At 71.2% G+C, this 21,645-nt stretch carries 20 protein-coding genes and 1 tRNA gene; 10 read left to right on the top strand and 11 right to left on the bottom strand.

The annotated features are described in order from the left end of the window. Nucleotides 1-3 precede the first annotated feature (3 nt). From AC0680_RS32630 to AC0680_RS32645, 4 genes are all read right to left on the bottom strand, one after another. On the bottom strand, nt 4-1,296 hold the full coding sequence (locus AC0680_RS32630; RefSeq protein ID WP_384434112.1) for a homoserine dehydrogenase: 1,293 nt from the start codon (nt 1,294-1,296) through the stop codon (nt 4-6). Nucleotides 1,297-1,456: 160 nt separating this feature from the next. Further along, nucleotides 1,457-2,848, bottom strand: coding sequence for a diaminopimelate decarboxylase (gene lysA / locus AC0680_RS32635; protein WP_478636026.1), 1,392 nt, complete (start codon nt 2,846-2,848; stop codon nt 1,457-1,459). Between the two features lie 29 nt (nt 2,849-2,877). Next, complete coding sequence (nrtL, locus tag AC0680_RS32640; RefSeq protein WP_478636029.1) at nt 2,878-3,906, bottom strand: ArgS-related anticodon-binding protein NrtL; 1,029 nt, start codon at nt 3,904-3,906, stop codon at nt 2,878-2,880. A gap of 212 nt (nt 3,907-4,118) precedes the next feature. Beyond that, nucleotides 4,119-4,628 (bottom strand): response regulator, encoded by a 510-nt coding sequence (locus AC0680_RS32645; protein WP_478636148.1) that lies wholly within the window; start codon nt 4,626-4,628, stop codon nt 4,119-4,121. Between the two features lie 245 nt (nt 4,629-4,873). Between AC0680_RS32645 and AC0680_RS32650 the strand changes: the two genes are divergently transcribed. Beyond that, nucleotides 4,874-4,945: transfer RNA gene (locus tag AC0680_RS32650), tRNA-Arg, on the top strand. Between the two features lie 423 nt (nt 4,946-5,368). Here AC0680_RS32650 and AC0680_RS32655 read toward each other — a convergent pair. The 4 genes from AC0680_RS32655 to AC0680_RS32670 form a co-directional block, all read right to left on the bottom strand. After that, a complete protein-coding gene (locus AC0680_RS32655; protein ID WP_478636032.1) occupies nt 5,369-7,606 on the bottom strand; it encodes an ATP-binding protein in 2,238 nt (745 codons plus the stop codon). A 189-nt stretch (nt 7,607-7,795) separates the two neighbouring features. Beyond that, nucleotides 7,796-8,419 (bottom strand): DUF6879 family protein, encoded by a 624-nt coding sequence (locus tag AC0680_RS32660; protein ID WP_478636035.1) that lies wholly within the window; start codon nt 8,417-8,419, stop codon nt 7,796-7,798. Then, a complete protein-coding gene (locus tag AC0680_RS32665) occupies nt 8,412-8,681 on the bottom strand; it encodes a hypothetical protein (RefSeq protein WP_478636039.1) in 270 nt (89 codons plus the stop codon). Before AC0680_RS32665 ends, AC0680_RS32660 begins: the two co-directional genes overlap by 8 nt. A 215-nt stretch (nt 8,682-8,896) precedes the next feature. Then, a complete protein-coding gene (locus AC0680_RS32670) occupies nt 8,897-10,192 on the bottom strand; it encodes a cytochrome P450 (RefSeq protein ID WP_478636042.1) in 1,296 nt (431 codons plus the stop codon). An 875-nt stretch (nt 10,193-11,067) separates the two neighbouring features. Here AC0680_RS32670 and AC0680_RS32675 point away from each other — a divergent pair. From AC0680_RS32675 to AC0680_RS32700, 6 genes are all read left to right on the top strand, one after another. Further along, entirely contained in the window at nt 11,068-11,448 is a 381-nt protein-coding gene (locus AC0680_RS32675; protein WP_478636045.1) for an SH3 domain-containing protein, read from the top strand. 83 nt (nt 11,449-11,531) lie between these two features. Then, on the top strand, nt 11,532-12,935 hold the full coding sequence (locus AC0680_RS32680; protein WP_478636048.1) for an FtsW/RodA/SpoVE family cell cycle protein: 1,404 nt from the start codon (nt 11,532-11,534) through the stop codon (nt 12,933-12,935). Then, nucleotides 12,932-14,383 (top strand): penicillin-binding transpeptidase domain-containing protein, encoded by a 1,452-nt coding sequence (locus AC0680_RS32685; protein ID WP_478636051.1) that lies wholly within the window; start codon nt 12,932-12,934, stop codon nt 14,381-14,383. The genes AC0680_RS32680 and AC0680_RS32685 overlap by 4 nt, the downstream gene beginning before the upstream one ends. 51 nt (nt 14,384-14,434) lie before the next feature. After that, nucleotides 14,435-14,923, top strand: a complete 489-nt coding sequence (locus AC0680_RS32690) for an HD domain-containing protein (RefSeq protein ID WP_478636054.1) — start codon at nt 14,435-14,437, stop codon at nt 14,921-14,923. Between the two features lie 78 nt (nt 14,924-15,001). After that, nucleotides 15,002-15,889 carry an ABC transporter ATP-binding protein gene (locus AC0680_RS32695; RefSeq protein ID WP_478636057.1) on the top strand — a complete coding sequence of 296 codons (888 nt, stop codon included), beginning with the start codon at nt 15,002-15,004 and terminating at the stop codon, nt 15,887-15,889. Nucleotides 15,890-15,913: 24 nt separating this feature from the next. After that, nucleotides 15,914-16,225 (top strand): hypothetical protein, encoded by a 312-nt coding sequence (locus AC0680_RS32700; RefSeq protein ID WP_478636060.1) that lies wholly within the window; start codon nt 15,914-15,916, stop codon nt 16,223-16,225. 67 nt (nt 16,226-16,292) lie between these two features. Here AC0680_RS32700 and AC0680_RS32705 read toward each other — a convergent pair whose 3' ends face one another. Next, nucleotides 16,293-17,402 (bottom strand): ferritin-like domain-containing protein, encoded by a 1,110-nt coding sequence (locus AC0680_RS32705; protein WP_478636063.1) that lies wholly within the window; start codon nt 17,400-17,402, stop codon nt 16,293-16,295. A 185-nt stretch (nt 17,403-17,587) separates the two neighbouring features. Between AC0680_RS32705 and AC0680_RS32710 the strand changes: the two genes are divergently transcribed. From AC0680_RS32710 to AC0680_RS32720, 3 genes are all read left to right on the top strand, one after another. Then, on the top strand, nt 17,588-18,514 hold the full coding sequence (locus tag AC0680_RS32710) for an AurF N-oxygenase family protein (RefSeq protein ID WP_478636151.1): 927 nt from the start codon (nt 17,588-17,590) through the stop codon (nt 18,512-18,514). Nucleotides 18,515-18,587: 73 nt separating this feature from the next. Further along, on the top strand, nt 18,588-19,328 hold the full coding sequence (locus AC0680_RS32715; protein WP_478636066.1) for a TetR/AcrR family transcriptional regulator: 741 nt from the start codon (nt 18,588-18,590) through the stop codon (nt 19,326-19,328). Nucleotides 19,329-19,365: 37 nt separating this feature from the next. Further along, nucleotides 19,366-19,629 (top strand): hypothetical protein, encoded by a 264-nt coding sequence (locus AC0680_RS32720; RefSeq protein WP_478636068.1) that lies wholly within the window; start codon nt 19,366-19,368, stop codon nt 19,627-19,629. Nucleotides 19,630-19,642: 13 nt separating this feature from the next. On the opposite strand, the gene AC0680_RS32725 is transcribed toward AC0680_RS32720, so the two are convergent. Both AC0680_RS32725 and AC0680_RS32730 read right to left on the bottom strand, forming a co-directional pair. Next, nucleotides 19,643-20,893, bottom strand: coding sequence for a styrene monooxygenase/indole monooxygenase family protein (locus AC0680_RS32725; protein ID WP_478636071.1), 1,251 nt, complete (start codon nt 20,891-20,893; stop codon nt 19,643-19,645). A gap of 97 nt (nt 20,894-20,990) precedes the next feature. Continuing rightward, nucleotides 20,991-21,566 carry a GTP-binding protein gene (locus AC0680_RS32730; RefSeq protein WP_478636153.1) on the bottom strand — a complete coding sequence of 192 codons (576 nt, stop codon included), beginning with the start codon at nt 21,564-21,566 and terminating at the stop codon, nt 20,991-20,993. Nucleotides 21,567-21,645 lie beyond the last annotated feature (79 nt).

Consider the following 21,645-nt stretch of genomic DNA (forward strand, 5'->3'; position numbering starts at 1 on the left):
CCTTTACTCCCCTTCGACCCGCATGATGCTGGCGACACCGCGGACGGTGTCCAGCTCGCGCAGTGCCCCGACGGTCGACGACAGCGCCGCGTCGGCCGCCCGGTGGGTGACGACGACGAGGGAGGCCTCGCCGTCCTTGCCCTGCTGACGGACCGTATCGATCGATACGCCGTGTTCGGCGAAGACCGTCGCGACCTGCGCAAGAACGCCGGGCTTGTCGGCCACGTCGAGACTGATGTGGTACCGCGTGACGACCTCGCCCATGGGGCTGACCGGCAGCGCCGTGTAGGCCGACTCCCCGGGGCCGGTGGAGCCGGCGAGCTTGTTGCGACAGACCGCGACGAGGTCGCCGAGGACCGCGGAGGCGGTCGGCGAACCGCCCGCGCCCGGGCCGTAGAACATCAGCTGACCGGCCGCGTCGGCCTCGACGAAGACCGCGTTGTACGCCTCGCGGACGGAGGCGAGCGGATGCGTCAGCGGAATCATCGCGGGGTGCACCCGGGCGGTGACCGAGCCCCCGTCGGCGGCCCGCTCGCAGATGGCCAGCAGCTTGACCGTGCAGCCCATCCGCTTGGCGGAGGCGATGTCGGCCGCGGTGACCTCCGTCAGCCCCTCGCGGTGCACATCGTCGATGGTCACCCGCGTGTGGAAGGCGATACCGGCCAGGATCGCGGCCTTGGCGGCGGCGTCGAACCCCTCGACATCGGCGGTCGGGTCGGCCTCGGCGTACCCCAGGGCGGTCGCCTCGTCCAGCGCCTCGCTGTACCCCGACCCCGTCGAATCCATCTTGTCGAGGATGAAGTTGGTGGTGCCGTTGACGATGCCGAGCACCCGGTTGACCTTGTCGCCGGCCAGCGACTCGCGCAGCGGCCGCACCAGCGGGATCGCGCCCGCGACGGCGGCCTCGTAGTACAGATCCGCGCCGTTGGCCTCGGCCGCCGCGTGCAGCGCCGCGCCGTCGGCCGCGACCAGCGCCTTGTTGGCGGACACCACGCTCGCGCCGTGCTCGAAGGCGGTGGTGATCAGCGACCGCGCGGGCTCGATCCCGCCGATGACCTCGATGACGACGTCGATGTCACCGCGTTTGACGAGCGCGGTCGCGTCGGTGGTGACCAGCTCGGCCGGAACGCCGGCGCGCACCTTGTCCGGGCGGCGCACGGCGATCCCCGCGAGCTCCACGGGCGCGCCGATGCGGGCCGTGAGGTCGTCCGCGTGCGTCGTCATGATGCGTGCCACCTCTGAGCCGACGACACCACAGCCCAGGAGCGCCACCTTCAGCGGACGCGTACGCATCATTCGACCTCTGCTTCTCATCGATAAGCGATTTTCGGCTTGCTCGTGCACCAGCAGCCAGCCTGCTCATGCACCAGTCTCACGCACCGGACGGCAGATTCCGTCCGTCGTCCGGATGCCGAGACATTTATTTCATCCGGGGCCGGGCCCCGGCGATCCGGCCCTACCCGACATCCAACCGCAGGAGATCTTCCTCCGTCTCCCGCCGGACGATCACCCTGGCCTCGCCGTCCCTGACCGCCACGACCGGCGGCCGCAGCGCGTGGTTGTAGTTGCTCGCCATGGACCGGCAGTACGCGCCGGTGGCCGGCACCGCGAGCAGGTCCCCCGGCGCCACGTCGGCCGGCAGGAAGGCGTCGCGTACGACGATGTCGCCGCTCTCGCAGTGCTTGCCGACCACCCGCGACAGCATCGGCTCGGCGTCGGACGTGCGCGACACCAGGGCCACGCTGTACTCCGCGTCGTACAGGGCGGTGCGGATGTTGTCCGACATCCCGCCGTCCACGGACACATACGTCCGCAGGCCTTCCAGCTCCTTGACCGTGCCGACCTCGTACAGCGTGAAGGCCGTCGGCCCCACGATCGCGCGCCCGGGCTCGACCGACAGCCGCGGCACGCCCAGCCCCGCCGCCGCGCACTCCTTGCGCACGATCTCGCTCAGCGCCTTGGCGATCTCGTGCGGCTCGCGCGGATCGTCGTCCGAGGTGTAGGCGATGCCGAGCCCGCCGCCGAGGTCGATCTCGGGCAGTTCGATGCCGTGCTCGTCGCGCACCTCGGTCAGCAGCTGCACCACGCGGCGGGCGGACACCTCGAATCCCGCCATGTCGAAGATCTGCGACCCGATGTGGCTGTGGATGCCGATGAGCTCCAGACCGTCGAGCTTCAGGGCGCGGCGTACGGCCTCGGCGGCCTGCCCGCCCGCCAGCGCGATCCCGAACTTCTGGTCCTCGTGGGCGGTCGCGATGAACTCGTGCGTGTGCGCCTCGACACCGACCGTGACCCTGATCTGCACGCGCTGGCGCTTGCCGAGCCGCTCGGCGATGTGCGCGACGCGCACCATCTCCTGGAAGGAGTCCAGGACGATCCGCCCGACCCCGGCCTCGACGGCCCGGGTGATCTCCTCGGTGCTCTTGTTGTTGCCGTGCAGCGCGATCCGCTCGGCGGGCATCCCCGCCGCCAGCGCCGTCGCCAGCTCGCCGCCGGAGCAGACGTCGAGGTTGAGCCCCTCCTCGTGCAGCCAGCGCACGATGGCCCGGGAGAGGAACGCCTTGCCGGCGTAGAAGACGTCGGCGTCCGGCCCGAAGGCGTCCTTCCAGGCCCGGCAGCGCGCCCGGAAGTCGTCCTCGTCCAGGAAGTAGGCCGGCGTGCCGAACTCCTCGGCGAGCGAGGCCACGTCCAGCCCGCCGACGGTCACCACACCGTCGGCGTCGCGCCGGACGGTACGGGACCAGACACGCGGGTCAAGGGTGTTGAGATCGGCGGGCGGCCCGGCGTAGTGCCCTTCGGGCAGCACGTCGGCGTGCCGGGGCCCTGCGGGATGCGCGGAACGACTCATGGCGTGGAGATCCCCTCAAATTTCGTTCATCAGAGGTGTTCGGGAGCGGAGATGCCGAGCAGGCGCAGGCCGTTGGCGAGCACCGTTCCGCAGGCCTCGGCAAGGGCCAGGCGGGCGCGGTGCACGGCCGAGGGTTTCTCGTCCCCGACGGGCAACGGCACGAAGGCGTCGTGCCACCGGAAGAACGCGTCCGCCGTCGCCTCCAGATGCCGCACCACCCGGTCCGGCGCCCGCAGCCGCGCGGCGCTCTCGATGGCGGAGGGGTAGGTGGCGAGGAGGGTGTGCAGCGACTGCAGGCAGTGATCGGCGGGCCCGTCCGCGACGGTGACGGCCGCCGGGGCGCCCACCTCCCCCGGCTCGCCGGTGAACCCCAGCTCACGCGCGCCGCGCACCAGCGCCCGGGTCCGCGCATGGGCGTACTGCACCCGGAACCGCGGATTGCTCTCCCGCTGCACCACACGCTCGGGCACCCGCACCGGGTCATGGGCGGCGGGCCGCAGCAGGACCCAGCGGGCCTCGTCGGAGCCCAGCCGGCCGATGAGGTCGGCCAGCTCCCCGGGGACGGCGGACCGCGCACCGGCGTCGACGCCGGCGGCCGGACCCCGCGGCCGGCGCCCCGCCGCCGCCTCGATCCGCGCCAGCGCGTCGGCCACGACCACCTCGCGGGCACCGCGGCCGGTCGCGGTACCGCCCGTGACCGGGCCGTCCTCCGCGCCGCGGTCCCCGTACCGTTCCCCCTGCGCCAGCACATCCCGTACGAGCGCGGTCTGCGCGCCCTCGCCCAGCGTGAAGTTCAAAAAGCCCGGCCCGGCGATCTCGACCCGGGCGATCCCGGCGCTCCCGGCCAGCCGCTTCCGCAGGATCTCGGCGACCTCCCGGGCCGGCCGCCCCGCCGGCTTGGCGAGCTGCAGCGCGACGTTGGAGGCGTAGTCCCCACACCCTGGCCGCGGCGGCGGCTGCACAACGATCCGCGCCGGCACGGGCACGGAGAGCTCCTGCTCCTCCACGGCACCGCGCACGGAGCGCAGGACGGTACGGGAGAGCTCAGCGGGGGTCACGGGACAAGCGTATGGGAGAACAGGGGCATCCACGCGACCCGGTTTCGCCCTGTGGACACTCCGCGGGACCCACCCGCCCCCGCGAACACCGCGCGGCCGCCGTGCTGGGCCGGTACTCAGCCGCCGGGCCGGCCGGACCGAGCCGGGTCGGTACTCAGCCGCCGGGCCGGGCTTGCCCGATACTCAGCCGCCGGGCCGAGCTGGGTCCGTACTCAGCCGCCCGGGCAGACCACCGGTCCCGCTTCGCCGCCCCCCGCCTCCACCATCCCCGCCCGGCCCCGATCGCTCTCCCCGTCCTCGCCCCCGCCGTCTTCCTTGCCCATCCCGCCGCCCTCGGGCCCGCGCTCGCGCTGCCGGCCCTCGCGAACCAGCTTCCCCACGGTCCGCACCAGCTCGGTCGGCTCGAACGGCTTGGCCAGGAAGGCGTCCACCCCGACCGACTCACCGTTGTTCACCTCGCCCTGCGTGCACGCACTGACGATGGCGATCGGGATGTCCCAGGTCCGAGGATCGGAGCGCAGCCGGGCCGCGGTGCGCAGACCGTTGAGCCGCGGCATCACCACATCGAGGGTCACGACATCGGGTCTTACGTGGTGCACGACATCCAGACATTCGGCACCATCAGCCGCGGTCACGACCTCGAAGCCCTCCAGCTCGAGATTGACCCTGATCAACTGCCGGATCACCTTGTTGTCGTCGACAACCAGGATCCGACCGGACAAGCCAGGCACACCATGAGACTAGGGGCGCACCTGCGGCGCCGTCCCGGTTTTGCCCACTTCCGCCCCCATGCGAGGGACCTTTCCCCGACCCCCACCGGCACACCCCGCGCATGCGCTAGGGCCCCACCCGTCGGACCGCCTCCGGCCCCCTCCCCCACTCCCGCTCCCACTCCCGCAAATCCTGTTCATGAACACCCCATCAGAGCTGGTAGGGTTCTACCCGTCGCCGCACAAACAGCGGCAACGCCCCCGTAGCTCAGGGGATAGAGCAACGGCCTCCGGAGCCGTGTGCGCAGGTTCGAATCCTGCCGGGGGCACTCGCCACATCACCTACGAAAATCCGTAAGTGACCGGGGCGGATGCCGAAAGAAAAGGGCGGGAGTCAGTCTCACTGACTCCCGCCCTTTCTCGTTCCCGGTCGCCTTTCGCTTGATTGTCGGCCTGGAATGCGAAGATCCACTGCACTGCCTGGCGCCATCTGCCGGCTTCTTTCGGATAGAGAGCGGGTCGGCGACGTCCGTCACGGACGGCCACCTCGACATCCTGGGTCCTGCCCCTGGTGGACGCAGTCGGCCGAACGGAGAAATGGTCGCTCTCGCGCTCCAGTCCGATGTGCAAGAAATGAAGGAAGCGCTACGTCGCTTTCAGGCTGCCGTTGGATTTGGGCGGAGCTATATCGCCGTCGTCGATACGGCCCGCCTAGCGACGGGGATGGCTCCTGGCGAGTTGCGGCAATGTGTTCAGTCGTCGATGTCCGCGAGCTGCCTTTCCAAGCGTGCGCGTAAGTCCGCGGCTCGGGGATCGCCGTACGGCGTCAGGTGGATCAGGGCCTCGGCCCGGTGGGCGCGGGCTGCCTCGGGATCTCGTGGGTGGAGGGCGCTGGCCAGGTGGTCCAGCTCCACGGCGAGCTCCCACCCGGCACCGAGGTCGCGGTGGACGGCTGCGGCCTGACGGTGGAAGGCGGCGGCCTCGCCGTGGCGGTCCATCGCGGCGTATGTCCGCCCCGTGCCTCGCCAGGCCAGGGCTTCGCGACCGCGATCCCCAAGGCGCCGGTGGAGCATGGCCGATCGCTGGTAGGAGGCCAACGCGTCGCCGTGCTGCCCGGTGGCACGCTGGATGTCGCCGAGGCAGAGCAGCCAGAAGCCCTCCAGTCCACGATTGCGCAGGCTCAGCGCGATCTTGAGAGCCTCGTCGATGGCCTCACGGGCCGCCTCGTTCTCGTCCCGCTCTCGGTGGAGTTCCGCGGTGAGCCACAGGGCGTTGCCGACGCTCTGGCGGCTGTCCAGGGCGCGGTGAGCGGCCAGGGCCGCTCGGATCGCGACCTCTGCTTCCCGGAGGCTTCCCGCTTCCAGGTGGGCTCCGGCCAAGTTGGACAGGGCGGAGGCGGCCCAGCGGTCGCCGCTCATTTCGCGGAAGATGCTCAGGGAGTGCGCGAAGTGTGCGGCGGCAGCTTCGAGTCGACGGGTACGCAGGTGGATGAGGCCCAGGAGGTTGAGGGCGTGTGCCTCTTCCATGCGGTTCCCGGCTGTGCGGGCAAGAGCGAGGGCGCGGCCCAAGTAGTCCACCGCCTGGTCGAGTTGGCCGACCGATCGGTGGGACATGCCGAGCTGGTTGAGCAGCAGAAGCTGCCCGTTCGTGTCGTTCATGTGCTCGGCGGAAGCCAGGCCGGCGGGACCGAAGCCGAGCCAGTCCGCAAAGGCAGCGGAGGCGGACAGGGCATTCCACAAGGTGGCGGTCAGTTGCCAGGCGTGCTGGTGCAGTCCGGCCGCGGCGGCGACTCGTACGAGGTGCGGGAAGACGGCACGTTCACGCTCTGCCCAGTCGGCGGCGTCGTAGTCGGCGAAGGCCAGTGGCGGCAGGGATGCGGTCGTCCCGGGTAGCGGCAAGTGGTCCTCGCCGGGCTGGAGCCAGGTCTGTGCCGCGTCCGCTGTGTGCAGATACCAGTCCAGTGCGCGGCGCAGGGCGGCCTCGCGTTCCTCCGCCGGTTCCTCGTCGTGAGCCTGGTCGGCTGCGTAGGCGCGCAGGAGGTCGTGGAACTGGAAGCGGTCGGGGCCGCTCTGCTCCAGCAGATGGGCCCCGACGAGATCGTCCAGGAGCTGCCGGGCACGGCTGGGGGTGAGGCCGGCTAGGGCAGCGGCCGCGTGGAGCCCGAACTCCGGTCCGGGGTGCAGGCCGAGGAGCCGGAAGAGGCGACCGGAGTGCGGCGGCAGCGCACGGTAGGACCAGGCGAAGACCGTCCGGACGGCCTCGGGGTCCTCCTCGATGCCTGTGCTGAGCGCGTCCCAGAGCGCGGCCTCGTCGTGCAGGTCGGCAAGCAGGTCGTCGAGGCTCAGGTGCGGATGGCTTGCGGCGCGCTCGGCGGCTATCCGCAGGGCGAGCGGGAGGTGTGCGCACAGCCGGGCCAGTTCCGTGAGCTGGTCCGGGTCGTCTCCCGGGCGGTAGTCCCGTGTGACGGCCCGCAACAGTGCGACGGCTTCCGGTTCGGGGAGCGTACCGAGAGTGATCCGACGAGCGCCGTCCCGCACGGTGAGACCCGCCAGGCGGTTGCGGCTGGTCACCAGGACCAGGCTGTCCCCGCTGCCCGGAAGCAGCGGTCGCACCTGACCCACCGTGGCAGCGTTGTCGAGCACGATGAGCATCCGGCGCTCGGCGAGCAGGGAACGGTAGAGCGCGACTGCGTCGTCCACGTCCTGCGGTACGTCGGCCGAGGCCACGCCGAGTGCGCGCAGAAAGCCGCGTAACGCCTGCTCGGCGGTGACGGGTTCGCGCGGATCGTAGCCCCGGAAATTCACGAAGAGCTGGCCATCGGGGAAGCGGTCCTTGACCTGGTGGGCCCAGTGCAGGACCAGGGAGGTCTTGCCTGCCCCGGCTGTGCCGGCCACCACGTGCACGGACACCACGAGCCGACCGCCGCCCCGTCCTGTCAGGACGGCGTTCAGCTGACCGAGTTCGTCGGTCCGGTTGACGAAAGCGTGCACGTCGGCGGGGAGCTGCCGAGGAACAGTTCGGGAAGGGGCAGGTGCTCTCGACGTCTCATGGAAGTGGATGCCACCGGAGACACTCCCGGCCTGTACGACATCGCGGGACTCCCCGGAGAATTCATTGGTCGAGTCTCCGGACCGCCCGTTGGCTCCTGCCGGCGTGCCGGTGGCTGCGTCCCCTCTGGGTCAGGCCGCCGGGGGCGGCGGCAGCGGTGCGACGGCACGGTCGAAATAGGACGCGATGTCCTCCGCAGCCGCGTAGGCGCTGCGCACATATGCCGTCCACGGGTCGACGAGGTCCGGGTCGGTGAAGCGGATCGCACCGGCCGGTGCCCCGGTAGGGGTGTAGACGACGTGGAAGAGCACCCTGTCGTCCTGAATGGTCAGTTCCGGGAGCAGTCCGCCGACCTCCGCCGCGGCGACCGCCTCGGCGGGCAGGATCCGCACCCGCTCTCCGTACTCGGCGCTGATCCGAAGCGAATGCAGCTCCCACTGCACGTAAGGCGTCAGCGGCTCCTCCACCACGCGTACGCGGTGGAACGCCGAGCCGCGGGCCTCTTCGTCCGCTTGGATCCCGCGCAGGTTGTCACGGCCCTCCTCGAACAGGCGCAGCGCCGTGACCCAGTCGCCGCGCCGCAGCGCGTCACGCGACGGACTGCCCACCTCCTCGAAGTGCTGCAGCCGTTCGAGTTTCCATGAATTTCCGTTGCGGATGGCGGCATCCCGGGCACGGAAATCGCGCAGATACTCCTCGTTGTCGAGGCGCCGGCCGCGGTCCGCGGGGAGAGGCGGAATGTGGACGTCAGACATCGGGGATGTCCGGTTTCGCGGCGGAGAGCATGGTGCCGGGGATGACGACGAGTCGTTCGTCGGGGCCGATGGTCACGCCTTCGGGCAGGATCGGGGCGTAGTGGTCGGTCATATCGCGGCCTATGACGGCGATATCGCCGTTGCTGAGCTGCCAGATGTCCGGGCACTGCTCCCTGCCCTGGGAATTGCCCAGTTCTTCCGCCGACTTCCCCAGGCGTCTGACGAATAACGCCGACGGGTCGGATTCCCAGGCTCGGGCCACGACGTGCCACCTCCAGCTCCGCTGTCACGGAACGCCACCGGCACGATACCGTGCGGGACCGGGCGCGGGGAGTCTGCATTCGCGCCGCACGCGGACCACGGGGAGGACGCGCCGCCGGCCGCCCGCGGGCGGCCGTCGAGAGCGGGTGGTGATCCGGGGGAAGGGCGGCGGCGGCCGGGCCGAGCAGCCCGGGCGTCAGCCGACCAGCCCCGGCGTCAGCCGTCCAGGCGGACCGGGAGCGACTCGATGCCGTAGACGATCGACAACTTGCGGAAGGCCAGGTCCTCCGGCTTGGCGTCGAGGCGCATGTGCGGGAAGCGGCGGACCAGGGCGGGGTAGGCGGCGCGGAGTTCCATCCGGGCGAGTTCGGCGCCCACGCAGCGGTGGATTCCGTAGCCGAAGGCCAGGTGGGACGGGACGTTGCGGGAGGGGTCGAACTGCTCCATGTCCGGACCCAGTTTGCCGTCCCGGTCGGCGCCGCTCAGGGAGCACAGCACGACGTCTCCCGCGGCGATCTGCACCCCGCCGATCTCCAGGTCCTCGCGGGCGAAGCGCGGGAAGGCGACCTGTACGACGGTCAGGTAGCGCAGCAGCTCCTCGACATAGCGGTCGACGACGTCATCGCCGTCGTGGAGGGCCGCGAAGTGCTTGGGGTCCTGGAGGAGGACCAGGGCGCCGAGCGCCAGCATGCTGGCCGTGGTCTCGAAGCCTCCGGTCAGCACGCCGTCGGCCAGGCCCGCCAGTTCCTCGTCGCTGACCGAGTCGCCGTGCTCCTTGACGATCATGCCGAGCAGGCCGTCACCCGGATTCTCCCGCTGCTTCTTGACGATGTCCCGGAAATAGGAGAGCGATTCGGATATGGCGCCGAAGGACGCGTTCGCGCCGCTGAAAAGGTCGAAGCGAGCCGCGCTGAGGCGTTCGAAGTCGTCGCGGTCCTCGTAAGGGACGCCGAGGAGTTCGCAAATGACGAGGGAGGGGATGGGCAGGGCGAAAGAGTGGACGATGTCGACCGGGTCACCGTTTTTCCCCGCCGCTTCCATGGCGTCGAGGCGCTCCTCGACGATCTCGTGGATGCGCGGGGTGAGCCGGCCGAGGCGGCGCATGGTGAATTCGGGGGTCAGGAGCCGGCGGAGCCGGGTGTGCACCGGCGGGTCGGCGAATCCGAGGCCCCCGGGGTTCTGTTCGACGCCGGCGCCGGCCTTGCCGACGAGGTTGGTGAAGTCCGAGCTGAAGGCATTGGCCTTTCCCAGCACCGCCTTGACCTCGTCGTATCCGGTGACCAGCCAGACGTTGGCGGCTATCGGCACCGGAAGCTTGCTGATCGGCTCCTTGTCCCGGACGGTCGCCAAATCGCCTACGGGGTCGAGCCCCTCGCGACGCAGGGGCATCAGGACAGACTCGGGCAAGAAAGACATTCGAGACAGGTCGAAGCCTTTCTTCTGTGTTCTCGCCAGATACATGCGGCCGGCCCAGGCGATGATCCGGGAACGGAGAGTCGTCATGACGCTCATACTGCCTTTCGTCGAGGGGGACGGTCACCCGCACTCGGCGTCCCAAGGCGGCCGGGACAGCACGGGACCCACTCGGCGCGGACGGGTGTGTCGTACGCCATAGCCCCTCGCTTGCGGTGGTCATGGCGCGGGTCCATGCCATCAACCGGTGCCTTAGGTCGTCCGCATCAGCGTGACGAGTTCGGCCTTCTTCTATTCGGTCGGGAAGAGTTTACAAACTGCCATTGGCCGCGTTCACGGAACAACCCGGGTCGCCCCTGGGAGACCCCTGAGGCGACCCTGATTCCTCCCTTGGTCCGGCGTGGAGGGCGGGGCGGTGCCCGACGTGAACGCGCCGGGTGTGCGGAGCGCACGCGTGGCGGCGCTCGACGGCCGCGCCGGATGCGGGCGGTGACCACTCTTCGTGTCCGGCGGGCCGGGGCGTACGCGCCCGGGCGGGGATCCGGACCGCGGGCCGGGCGGTGATCCGGGTCCCTTCCGGACCGCGGGCCGGACGGCGCACCGGGCAGCGAGCCGGACGGTGGGCGGTGCCGGCCCTGTGCGCGCTCCGCATGACGAGAGAGATGCGTGAAGGCTGAACGGCGCTTCCGGCAACCGGACGCACGCCGGGCCGGGTGCGTCAACCGGGCGCTCGCGGGGGCGGGTTGACACGGGGACCGGGGCGCTACCCCCGAGTGCGACTGCTACGTACCGTGACAAGTTGCGGACCCTTCGGAGTCTCCTTAGCGTGAGATGAGTGCGAGGTAGGCGACAGGACGCGGCGCGCGACAGCGGTCCGCAGGCACCGATCCGTCCGTCCCGTTGACGCCCGGTAAACCCCACTCGTTTTCGACTCCCCCTTTTCGCAGGACTCTCCCTTTCGCAGGAGGAAGCGCATGTTTCCGAAGCGCATGTTTTTGAGGTCGAAGTCCGGCAGCTTCGCTCTGTGTGCCCTTTCCGGGGCGCTGGCCGGCGCCCTCACGGCAGGACCGGCACTGGCGGCGGGCTCCGACGGGGGTGACGGCGAGGGCTCCACCGTCCCCATGCGCATGGGCCGGGTCGTCGCCAAACAGGGCCTGGTGGTGCGTACGGGCCCGAGCACCCATTACCGCATCATCGGCTCGAAGCAGTACGGGACGGTCGTGGAGATCGCCTGCCGGGTCAACGGGCAGCGCGTCAAGGGCAACCCCGTCTGGTACAAGCTCGGCGACTCCTCGTACGCCTGGTCCTCGGAGCGCGACATCGTGCACGACGGGGACGAGCCCCGCTGGTGCTGAAGCGGGGCGGCCCGGCGTCGACGCCCCGAACGCCGTATCCGGCATAACGGAAATAGCGGCCGCCGCTTGCTACGTTGCCAGACATGACGGCAACGGCAGGGGCGGCCGCCACGGCGCGCCCGGCGGACACTCCTCCACCCTTGCCGCCACCGCCCGGACGGCGGGGAATCGAACTGGCCCTCCTCGTAGGCGCCGTGCTGATCAGCGTCTGCGGCTACGCCGTGGTGGGGCTGGCCAGGGGCCACGCCCTCCCGGGCGGTGCGGTCCGCTACGGCGCCGGGCTCGGCGGACTCGCGCTGCTCGCGCACTTCGCGGTACGCCTGCGCGCGCCGTACGCCGACCCGCTGCTGCTGCCCACCGCCGTGCTCCTCAACGGGCTCGGGCTGGTGCTGATCTTCCGGCTCGATCTGGAGACCCCGGCCGACCACGCCGCGCCCACCCAGCTGATGTGGTCGACGGTGGGAGTCCTGCTGTTCATGATGGTGGTGGTGCTGCTGCGCGACCACCGCACGCTGCAGCGGTACGCCTACCACTGCGCGGCGCTGGCGCTGCTCCTGATGGTCGCGCCGATCGCCTTCCCCGCCGTCAACGGGGCGAAGATCTGGATCCGTGTCGCCGGATTCTCGATTCAGCCCGGCGAGTTCGCGAAGGTGCTCATCACGGTCTTCTTCGCGGCCTATCTCGCCGCCAACCGCGGTGCGCTGGCGCGCGCCGGCCAGCGGGTGGCCCGGCTCCAGCTGCCCGCCGGCCGGGTGCTCGGGCCGATCGCCGCGATCTGGCTGATCAGCGTGGCCGTGCTGGTCCTGGAGCGCGACCTGGGCACCTCGCTGCTGTTCTTCGGGATCTTCGTGGTGCTGCTGTACGTGGCGACGGGACGGACCGGCTGGATCGCGCTGGGGCTGCTGCTGGCCGGGGTCGGGGCGGCGGCCGTCGGCACGCTGGAGCCGCATGTGCACGGCCGGGTCGAGGACTGGCAGCACCCGTTCGCCGGCATCGCGGCGGGCGAGGGGCCCGGTCAGCTCGCCCAGTCGCTCTTCGCCTTCGCCGCGGGCGGGGTCCTCGGCACCGGCCTGGGCCAGGGCCACTCGTCCCTGATCGGCTTCGCCATGAAGTCCGACTTCATCCTCGCGACCTTCGGCGAGGAGCTGGGCCTGGCCGGGCTCACCGCGCTGTTCCTGCTGTACGCCCTGCTGGTGGCGTGCGGCTACCGGGCCGCGCTGGGGCTGGGCGACGCGTTCGGCAGTCTGCTGGCCGTCGGACTCGCGGCGCTGCCGGCCCTGCAGGTCTTCGTCATCGCGGGCGGGGTGATGGGGCTGATCCCGCTGACCGGCATGGCCATGCCGTTCCTCGCGCAGGGCGGGTCGTCCGTCGTCACGAACTGGATCATCGTCGCGCTGCTGCTGCGGATCAGCGACCGGGCGCGGGCGCCCCGTCCGGAGGGGAGCGGGGTGGCGAGCGGCAGCGGCGACGGGGAGGCCGTCCGTTGAACCGCTGTATCCGGCACACCGCCGCGTTCTGCCTGCTGCTCCTGCTCGCCCTGCTGGTCAACGCCGCACGGGTGCAGATCGTCGAGGCGGAGCACTACGGCGCCAGCCCGGCCAACCGGCGGCTGCCGATCGCCCGTTACGCGGAGCCGCGCGGTGAGCTGCTCGTCGACGGCAGGCCGGTCACCGGGTCCCGGGACAGCCGGGGCCGGCTGCGTTACGAGCGCACCTACACCGACGGCCCGCTCTACGCCCCGGTCACCGGCTACTCCTCGCAGACCTACGGGACCTCGCTGCTGGAGCGGGCCGAGGACGGCATCCTCTCCGGCGCCGATGCCCGGCTCGCCGCCTTCCCCTGGTGGGACCAGCTGACCCGCAGCCGCCACCGGGGCGGCGATGTGCACACCACCATCAACCCCCGGATGCAGCGCGCCGCCTACGCCGGGCTGGGCGGCAAGAAGGGCGCGGTGGCCGCGATCGAACCGCGCACCGGGCGCATCCTGGCGCTGGTCAGTACGCCGTCGTACGAACCGGGTGCGCTGTCCGGCAACGGCGTGCCGGTCGGCGAGGCCTGGCGCCGGCTCAACGCCGCCGCCGAGCGGCCGATGCTCAACCGGGCGCTGCAGCAGACCTACCCGCCCGGCTCCACCTTCAAGGTCGTCACCGCGGCGGCCGCGCTGGAGAGCGGCCTGGTCACCGACATCGAAGCCCCTACGGACTCCCCCGACCCCTATCCGCTGCCCGGCAGCTCCACCCTGCTCGGCAACGCGGCCGAGGACTGCGAGGACGCCCCCCTCGTCTACGCCTTCCGGGCCTCGTGCAACACCGTCTTCGCGCGGCTGGGGACCGCGGTCGGGCTGCGCGGCATGGCGGCGACGGCCCACCGGTTCGGCTTCAACGACCGGTGGCTGCGCATCCCCTCGCCGGTCGCGCCGAGCACCTTCGACACGCGGATGGATCCCGCGCAGCTCGCGCTCTCCGCCATCGGGCAGTACGACACCGCCGCCACCCCGCTCCAGATGGCGATGGTCGCGGCGGTGGTCGCCAACGGGGGGCAGCTGACGCCGCCGTACCTCGTCGACAAGGTGACCGACGCCGGCGGTGTCATGGTCTCGGCCGGTCCGCAGCGGCCCACGCGCCAGGTGGTCGGCCCGGCCACCGCGCAGCAGCTCCAGGAGATGATGATCGACGTCGTCGAGCACGGCAGCGGCCGGCGCGCCGCCGTCGAGGGCCTGACGGTCGGCGGCAAGACGGGCACCGCCCAGCACGGTGCGCACAACGAGGGCACGCCGTATGCCTGGTTCATCTCCTGGGCGCGCGAGCGGGACAGCTACGAGCCGACGGTGGCGGTGGCCGTGGTCGTCGAGGACGCGGCCGCCGACCGCGCGGACATCAGCGGCGGGGGGAGCGCGGCGCCGGTCGCCCGGGCGGTGATGGCGGCGGCGCGATGAGGCGCGGCCCCGGCTGCGGCGCGGCCCCGGCAGCCGCGCCACAATGGCCGTATGGCCGACGCTCCCCCGCCCTCCTCCTCCGCCGCACCGGGCCCCGCCCCGCTGCTGTCCCTGGCCGAAGTGGAGGCGCTGGCCCGGCGGGCGCACTCGGGGCAGACCGACAAGGCCGGCCGCCCGTACACCGAGCATCTGGCGGCGGTCGCGGCGGGCGTGCGGGCGCGGGGCGGCAGCGACGAGCAGATCGCCGCGGCCTGGCTGCACGACGCGGTCGAGGACGGCGCGCTGAGCCGTGAGTGGCTGGCCGGCGCGGCGCTCGGCGAGGCGACCAAGGCGATGGTCCTGGCGGTCACCAAGCGGGCCGGTGAGCCGGTCGAGGAGTACACCGCGCGGATTCTGGCCACGCCCGGCGCGCTGCTGGTCAAGGAGTCCGATCTCGCGCACAACGCCGATCCGGCCCGGCTGGCCGTACTGGACGCGCCGACGCGGGAGCGACTGACGGCGAAGTACGCCCGGGTGCGGGGCCTGTTGGGACTTCGCTGAGCCGGCTGCCCTCCGGGCCGCGGGTCCGCACAGCGGACGCCCGGCCAAAAAGATGCCCTACGCAGCTACTCTGCGGCGATGACCCCTACAAAACCCCCGCGGCCCTCCCCCTCCCACCCGCGAGCGGCGCGCGTGATCGCCGCCCTGGAGGGCGTCGGCGTCCGCCGCCACACCACCGACCAGGTCATCCTCGACGCCGTCGACTGGACCGTACGGTCCGGTGAGCACTGGGCGTTGCTCGGCGCGAACGGGGCGGGCAAGACCACCGTCCTGCGCCTCGTCGGCGCGCTGATGTTCCCCACCGTCGGCACCGTCGAGGTGCTCGGCCACCGGCTCGGCTCGGTGGACGTCCGCGAGCTGCGCGCCGTCATCGGCCTGGTCTCCGGCGCGCAGAAGGTGCCGCAGGACGCGACCGGCCACACCGTCGTACTGACCGGCGCGACCGGGACCGTGCAGCCGCTGTGGCGCAAGTACGACGCAGCCGCCCGCGAGCGGGCGCACGAGCTGCTCGCCGAACTGGACTGCAAGGAGCTGGCGGACCGCCCCTACGGGGTGTGCTCGGGCGGTCAGCGGGCCAGGATCCTGATCGCCCGCGCGCTGATGGCCGACCCCTCGCTGCTGCTGCTCGACGAGCCGTTCAACGCGCTCGACCTGCCCTCCCGCGAGGATCTGATCGACGCCCTGCACCGGCTGGCCCTGGGGCGCCCGGAGTTGGCGACCGTGACGGTCACCCACCATCTGGAGGAGCTGTCCCCGGCCATCGGCCACGCCCTGCTGCTGCGCGACGGCCGGGTGCAGGCACGCGGCCCGGTGGAGGAGGTCCTGACGGGCGCGCGGATGACGGCCTGCTTCGGCCGCCCGATCGAGGTGTCCCGCCACGAGGGGCGGTGGCTGGCCCGGTCGGGGCGGCGGGGCCAGGGCCAGCTCCCGGTACCCGGCTCGGGCTACGGCAATCGGGCCGTTTAGAGGGCAGTGAGCAGGGAGGACCGCATGACCGCACCAGAGCTCCCCGATATGGGCGATCCGATCCCGCGGGAGGGGCTGCCGCCCTGGAAGCAGCGCTTCTACGAGCACGCGCTGGTGGTCATCGGGCTGCTGGCACCGTGGGTCTTCCTCTGGGTCGCGGCGGCGAGGAATCCGGGGCTGCTGTGGATTCCGGTGCTGAATCTCCTCGGTACGTATGCGGGGCTGTATGTCATGGCCCGGGGGTGGCGGGGCCAATCTCGCCGGATGTTCGCGGTGCTGGCCGCAGTGGTGGTGTGCTGGATCGTCTGCACGGAGTTGTTCCGGCGTCTGAATTGAGGGGCCGGAGAACGGGGCGTCGTCATCGACGCGGGGCGTCGGTGGGGCGCGCCCCGGCCCCGGCCCGTCAGCTCTCCGCCTCGCCCCGCGCGATCGCCTCCGCGACCTCCGCCGTGCGGGCCGCCTCCTCGGCGGCGAACCGCTCCGCGTCCAGCTTGTCGGCGAGCTCCTCGTCCTGGGCCATCAGCAGATCGAGGTTGGCGTCGCCCAGGTCGAAGACGCCCAGGTCCACATAGGCGCGCTGCAGGCGTTCGCCCCACAGCCCGATGTCCTTCACGCAGGGCACGATGCGGCTGAAGAGCAGCTTCCGGAAGAGGTGCAGGAATTCGGAGCGCTCGGTGAACTCCGCGGCCTCCTTGGGAGGAATGCCGAAGTTCTCCAGGACTTCCAGGCCGCGCAGCCGGTCGCGCATCAAATAGCAGCCCTCGATGACGAATTCCTCGCGTTCGCGGAGTTCGGCGTCGGTGAGCTGCTTGTAGTAGTCGCGCAGGGCCATCCGGCCGAAGGCGACGTGGCGGGCCTCGTCCTGCATGACGTAGGCGAGGATCTGCTTCGGCAGCGGCTTGTCGGTGGTGTCGCGGATCATCCCGAAGGCGGCCAGCGCGAGGCCCTCGATCAGCACCTGCATGCCGAGGTACGGCATGTCCCAGCGGGAGTCCTCGAGGGTGTCGGAGAGCAGCGTCTGGAGGCTGTCGTTGACCGGGTAGAGCATCCCGATCTTCTCCTGGAGGAAGCGGCCGTAGATCTCGGCGTGCCGCGCCTCGTCCATGGTCTGGGTGGCGGAGTAGAACTTCGCGTCGAGGTCGGGGACGGACTCCACGATCCGCGCCGCGCAGACCATGGCGCCCTGCTCGCCGTGCAGGAACTGGCTGAACTGCCAGGCGGTGTAGTGCTGGCGCAGATCGCCGCGGTCCTTCTCGGTCATCTTGCCCCAGTACTTGGTGCCGTACAGGGACATGGACTCGTCGGGCGTACCGAGCGGATCCTTGGGGTCCACTTCCAGGTCCCAGTCGATCCGCAGCGTGGCGTCCCACTGCTTGTCCTTGCCCTTCTGGTACAGCGCGAGCAGCCGGTCGCGACCGTCGCCGTACTCCCAGCTGAAGCGGGCCGCGCCGGAGGCGGGGACCTGCCACAGCGGGTCGCCGGGGTCCTGCACGTAGAGCTCTCGGGTCGACACGGACGCCTCCTCGGCTCGCCGAACGCCTTGCCCTGGACGGTGGTTGGCAGGCTCACACGTTCCTTACTCGCGGGTCAATAACTCGCGCACAGGGGATTGACGCCCTTGCTGACACGCAGTCTCATAAGAGCTGACCGCGGGTAACCCACTAGCGAGGTAGCCAGATGACGAGCGCGCCCAACGCCATGACCGCGACGGACACCGAAGTCCTGCGGGACGCCCTCGGCCTGCTCAAGGACCGGGAACAGGTCGCCGAGCGACTGCTCGACTCCTCCGCCAGGCACTCCTTCGACCCCGACACCGAACTCGACTGGGAGGCGCCCCTCGAAGAGGGCAAGTGGTTCTGGCCGCCGGAGCTGGTCTCGCTCTACGACACCCCGCTGTGGCGGAGGATGTCGCTGGAGCAGCAGCAGGACCTCTCCCGGCACGAGGCCGCCTCGCTCGCCTCGTTGGGCATCTGGTTCGAGATCATCCTGATGCAGCTGCTCGTACGGCACATCTACGACAAGCCGGTCACCAGTGCGCATGTCCGCTACGCGCTCACCGAGATCGCCGACGAATGCCGGCACTCCAAGATGTTCGCCCGCATGATCCAGCGGGGCGGTGCGCCCACGTACCCCGTCTCGCGCCTCAACCACAACCTCGCCCGGATCCTCAAGACGGTCTCCACCACCCCGGGCTCGTTCGCCTGCACCCTGCTCGGCGAGGAGATCCTGGACTGGATGCAGCGGCTGACCTTCCCGGACGAGCGGGTGCAGACCCTGGTGCGCGGGGTGACCCGGATCCATGTCGTCGAAGAGGCCCGCCATGTCCGCTACGCACGCGAGGAGCTGCGCCGCCAGATGGTCACCGCGCCGCGCTGGGAGCGGGAGTTGACCCGGATCAGCTCCGGCGAGGCGGCCCGGGTCTTCTCCGTCGCCTTCGTCAACCCGGACGTCTACACCAACGTCGGGCTGGACAGGCGGGAGGCCGTCGCCCAGGTGAAGGCCAGCGGCCACCGCCGCGAGGTGATGCAGTCCGGCGCCCGGCGGCTGACCGACTTCCTCGACGAGATCGGTGTGCTGCGCGGTGTGGGCCGCAGGTTGTGGCGCAGCTCGGGGCTGCTGGCCTGAAGCGCTCGGCATGCCCTGTCCGCGACCCGAGCAGGTGTACGAGCCGACCCCCGGGCCGGTTACGCTGCTGTTCATGAACGGCAGCGGCACCGCCCCAGCAGTACCCCGACCCGCCTATCGCAGGCTCAGCGTCGAGCAGCGCCGCAGCCAACTGCTCGCCGCCGCCCTCGGGCTGTTCGCCCAGCGCGCGCCCGAGGACGTCTCGTTGGACGACGTCGCCACCGCCGCCGAGGTGTCGCGGCCGCTGGTCTACCGCTACTTCCCCGGCGGCAAGCAGCAGTTGTACGAGGCCGCGCTGCGCAGCGCGGCCGACATCCTGGAACGCTGCTTCGCCGAGCCCGAGACCGGGCCGCTCACCCGGCGGCTGTCCCGCGCTCTCGACCGCTACCTGGCGTTCGTCGACGAGCACGACGCCGGCTTCAGCGCGCTGCTCCAGGGCGGCAGCGTCGTGGAGACCTCCCGTACGTCCGCGATCGTCGACGAGGTGCGGCGGGCCGCGGCCGACCAGATCCTGCGGCATCTGGGCGAGCCGGAGCCGGGCGTCAGGCTGCGGATGACCGTGCGCATGTGGATCACCGCCGTCGAGGGCGCCTCGCTGATCTGGCTCGACGAGCACAAGCAGCCCGCCCTCGACGAGCTGCGGGACTGGCTGGTGGACCACTTCATCGCGCTGCTGACCGCGACCGCGGCCCGCGACCCGCAGACCGCGCGGGTGACCCGGGCGGCGCTGAAGCTGGAGACCTCCGACGGCCCGGTCGGTGATCTGTCCCGGCGCATCCTGCCCATCGTCAGCGACGCCGCGCACCTCCTGTGACCAGCGGTTCCGCTCCGGTGGTGGAAGACTTAAGGGCGTGCGAAGCGAGAACACGCCCTTCGTCGGCGGACCCTTGGACGGCCGGGTGCTGCCGGTGCTGGTCGGCATGACCGGCCAGCCACCGAAGACCTATGAGATCCCGGTGCCCAACGACGACGGGCGGCCGCCGACGCTGCACCTCTACCGGCGCGTCCCCGCCCGTGTGAGCCGCCTGGGCCTGCCGAGCGGCTGGAAGTACGAGTACGTCCCCGAGGGGGGGCGGGAGGTCCAGGGCCGCCGGAAGTGGCCCTGGACCAAGTAGGGGCCCGCCGACGTCACCCGTGCGAGGCGAGGTAGGCCCGTGCGGCGTCCGGGTCGTAGAGGAAGTTCTCGAAGTCGGACGGGTCGTCGAAGCCGTTGGCGAAGCGGTCGGCGACGGGCTGGATCTGGCCGGCCGCGCCGATGACGTCCAGTACGTGCTCCGGCGGCGGGGCCAGCATCGCGTTGGTCCACTTGGTGACGTGCCGGGCGGTGTCCCAGTAGCGGTCGAAGGTGGCGCGCATCCAGTTCTCGTCGAACGGCTCCTCGCCGCGCTCCTCGATGGCGGCGAGGTAGGACGCGGCGCACTTGGAGGCCGAGTTGGAGCCCTGGCCGGTGATCGGGTCGTTGGCGACGACCACGTCGGCGACGCCGAGGACCAGGCCGCCGGAGGGGAGCCGGCCGATGGGGTTGCGCACGGTCGGGGCGTAGCGGCCGGCCAGCGTGCCGTTGGCGTCGGTCAGTTCGACCTTGGTGGCGCGGGCGTACTCCCAGGGCAGGAACTTCTCCATCAGCTCCAGCGTCGTGGCCAGGTGCTCGTCGGGGTCCTTGACCGACTGGAAGACGTCCAGCGGGCCGCCGGGGATGCCCTCCCAGAACAGGATGTCGGCGCGGCCGGAGGTGGTGAGCGTCGGCATGACGAAGAGCTCGCCGACGCCGGGGACGAGGTTGCAGCGCACCGCGTCGAAGTGGGGGTGCTCGGGGCGCGGGCCCAGGCCGTGGACGTAGGCGACGGCCAGTGCGCGCTGGGGGGTGTCGTAGGGGGAACGCGCCGCGTCCCGGCCGAACATGGACACCAGCTCGCCCTTGCCGGCCGAGACCAGTGTCAGGTCGTAGCGGCCGGCGAAGAAGTCCAGGTCGGAGACGGCCGCGCCATGGATGACCAGTTGGCCGCCGCGCTGTGCGAAGGTCTCCATCCAGCCGGCCATCTTGACCCGCTGGTCGACGGACTGGGCGTAGCCCTCCAGCGTGCCGACCCAGTCGACGGCGCGCTGCGAGCCGCCGGGCTCGGCGTGGCTGCCGGGCGCGGCGACCGAGACGCCCAGGCCCTCGATGCGCGGCGCCTGGCTCTCCCAGAAGTTGATCTCCAGGTCGCGCTCGTGCTGCAGGGCGGTGTCGAACATGCACTGGGTCGACATGACCCGGCCGGAGCGGATCTCGTCGGCGGTGCGGTTGGACATCAGGGTGACCTCGTAGCCCTTGGACTGGAGGCCGAGGGCGAGCTGGAGCCCGGACTGGCCGGCTCCGACGACGAGTATTTTCCGCATGGCGGCACTCTTCTCTGTTACTGCGGTGTTCGGGGGTGAGGCGTGGGGGGTGGGGCGGGGCCCGGCCCTCGGGGGTGGGTCCCGGGGCCGGGCCCGGTTACTCCGGCGCTTCCTCCAGCGCATGGCCGACCAGCGTGAGCAGCGAGGTGACCACCGTGGCCCGCCGGCGCGCGTCCATGATCACGACGGGTACCCGGGGCGGTACGGTCAGCGCCTCGCGGACGTCCTCGACGGCGTACTCCTCGGTGCCCTCGAAGTGGTTGACCGCGACGATGTACGGAAGTCCGCAGCTCTCGAAGTAGTCCAGCGCCGGGAAGCAGTCCTCCAGGCGCCGGGTGTCGGCCATCACGATCGCACCGATCGCGCCGCGCACCAGGTCGTCCCACATGAACCAGAACCGCTGCTGTCCGGGCGTGCCGAACAGATACAGCACCAGGTCCTGGTCGAGGGTGATCCGGCCGAAGTCCATCGCGACCGTGGTCGTGGTCTTCTCGGGGGTGGCGGTCAGGTCGTCGGTGTCCTCGCTGGCGCGGGTCATCACCGCCTCGGTCTGCAGCGGGGTGATCTCCGAGACCGAGCCGACGAAGGTGGTCTTGCCGACGCCGAAGCCGCCCGCCACCACGATCTTGGTGGCGACCGGCGCCCGCGAGCGGTCGGTCTGCCAGCTGTGCAGCCCCGCCTCGTCGGTTGCCGCCGCGGGCTCGGGCCGGTCCGCGGAAGGGACCGTCGCCGTCGAACCGGCCGATGTCGTG

The organism is Streptomyces sp. NPDC043738, assembly GCF_056436545.1.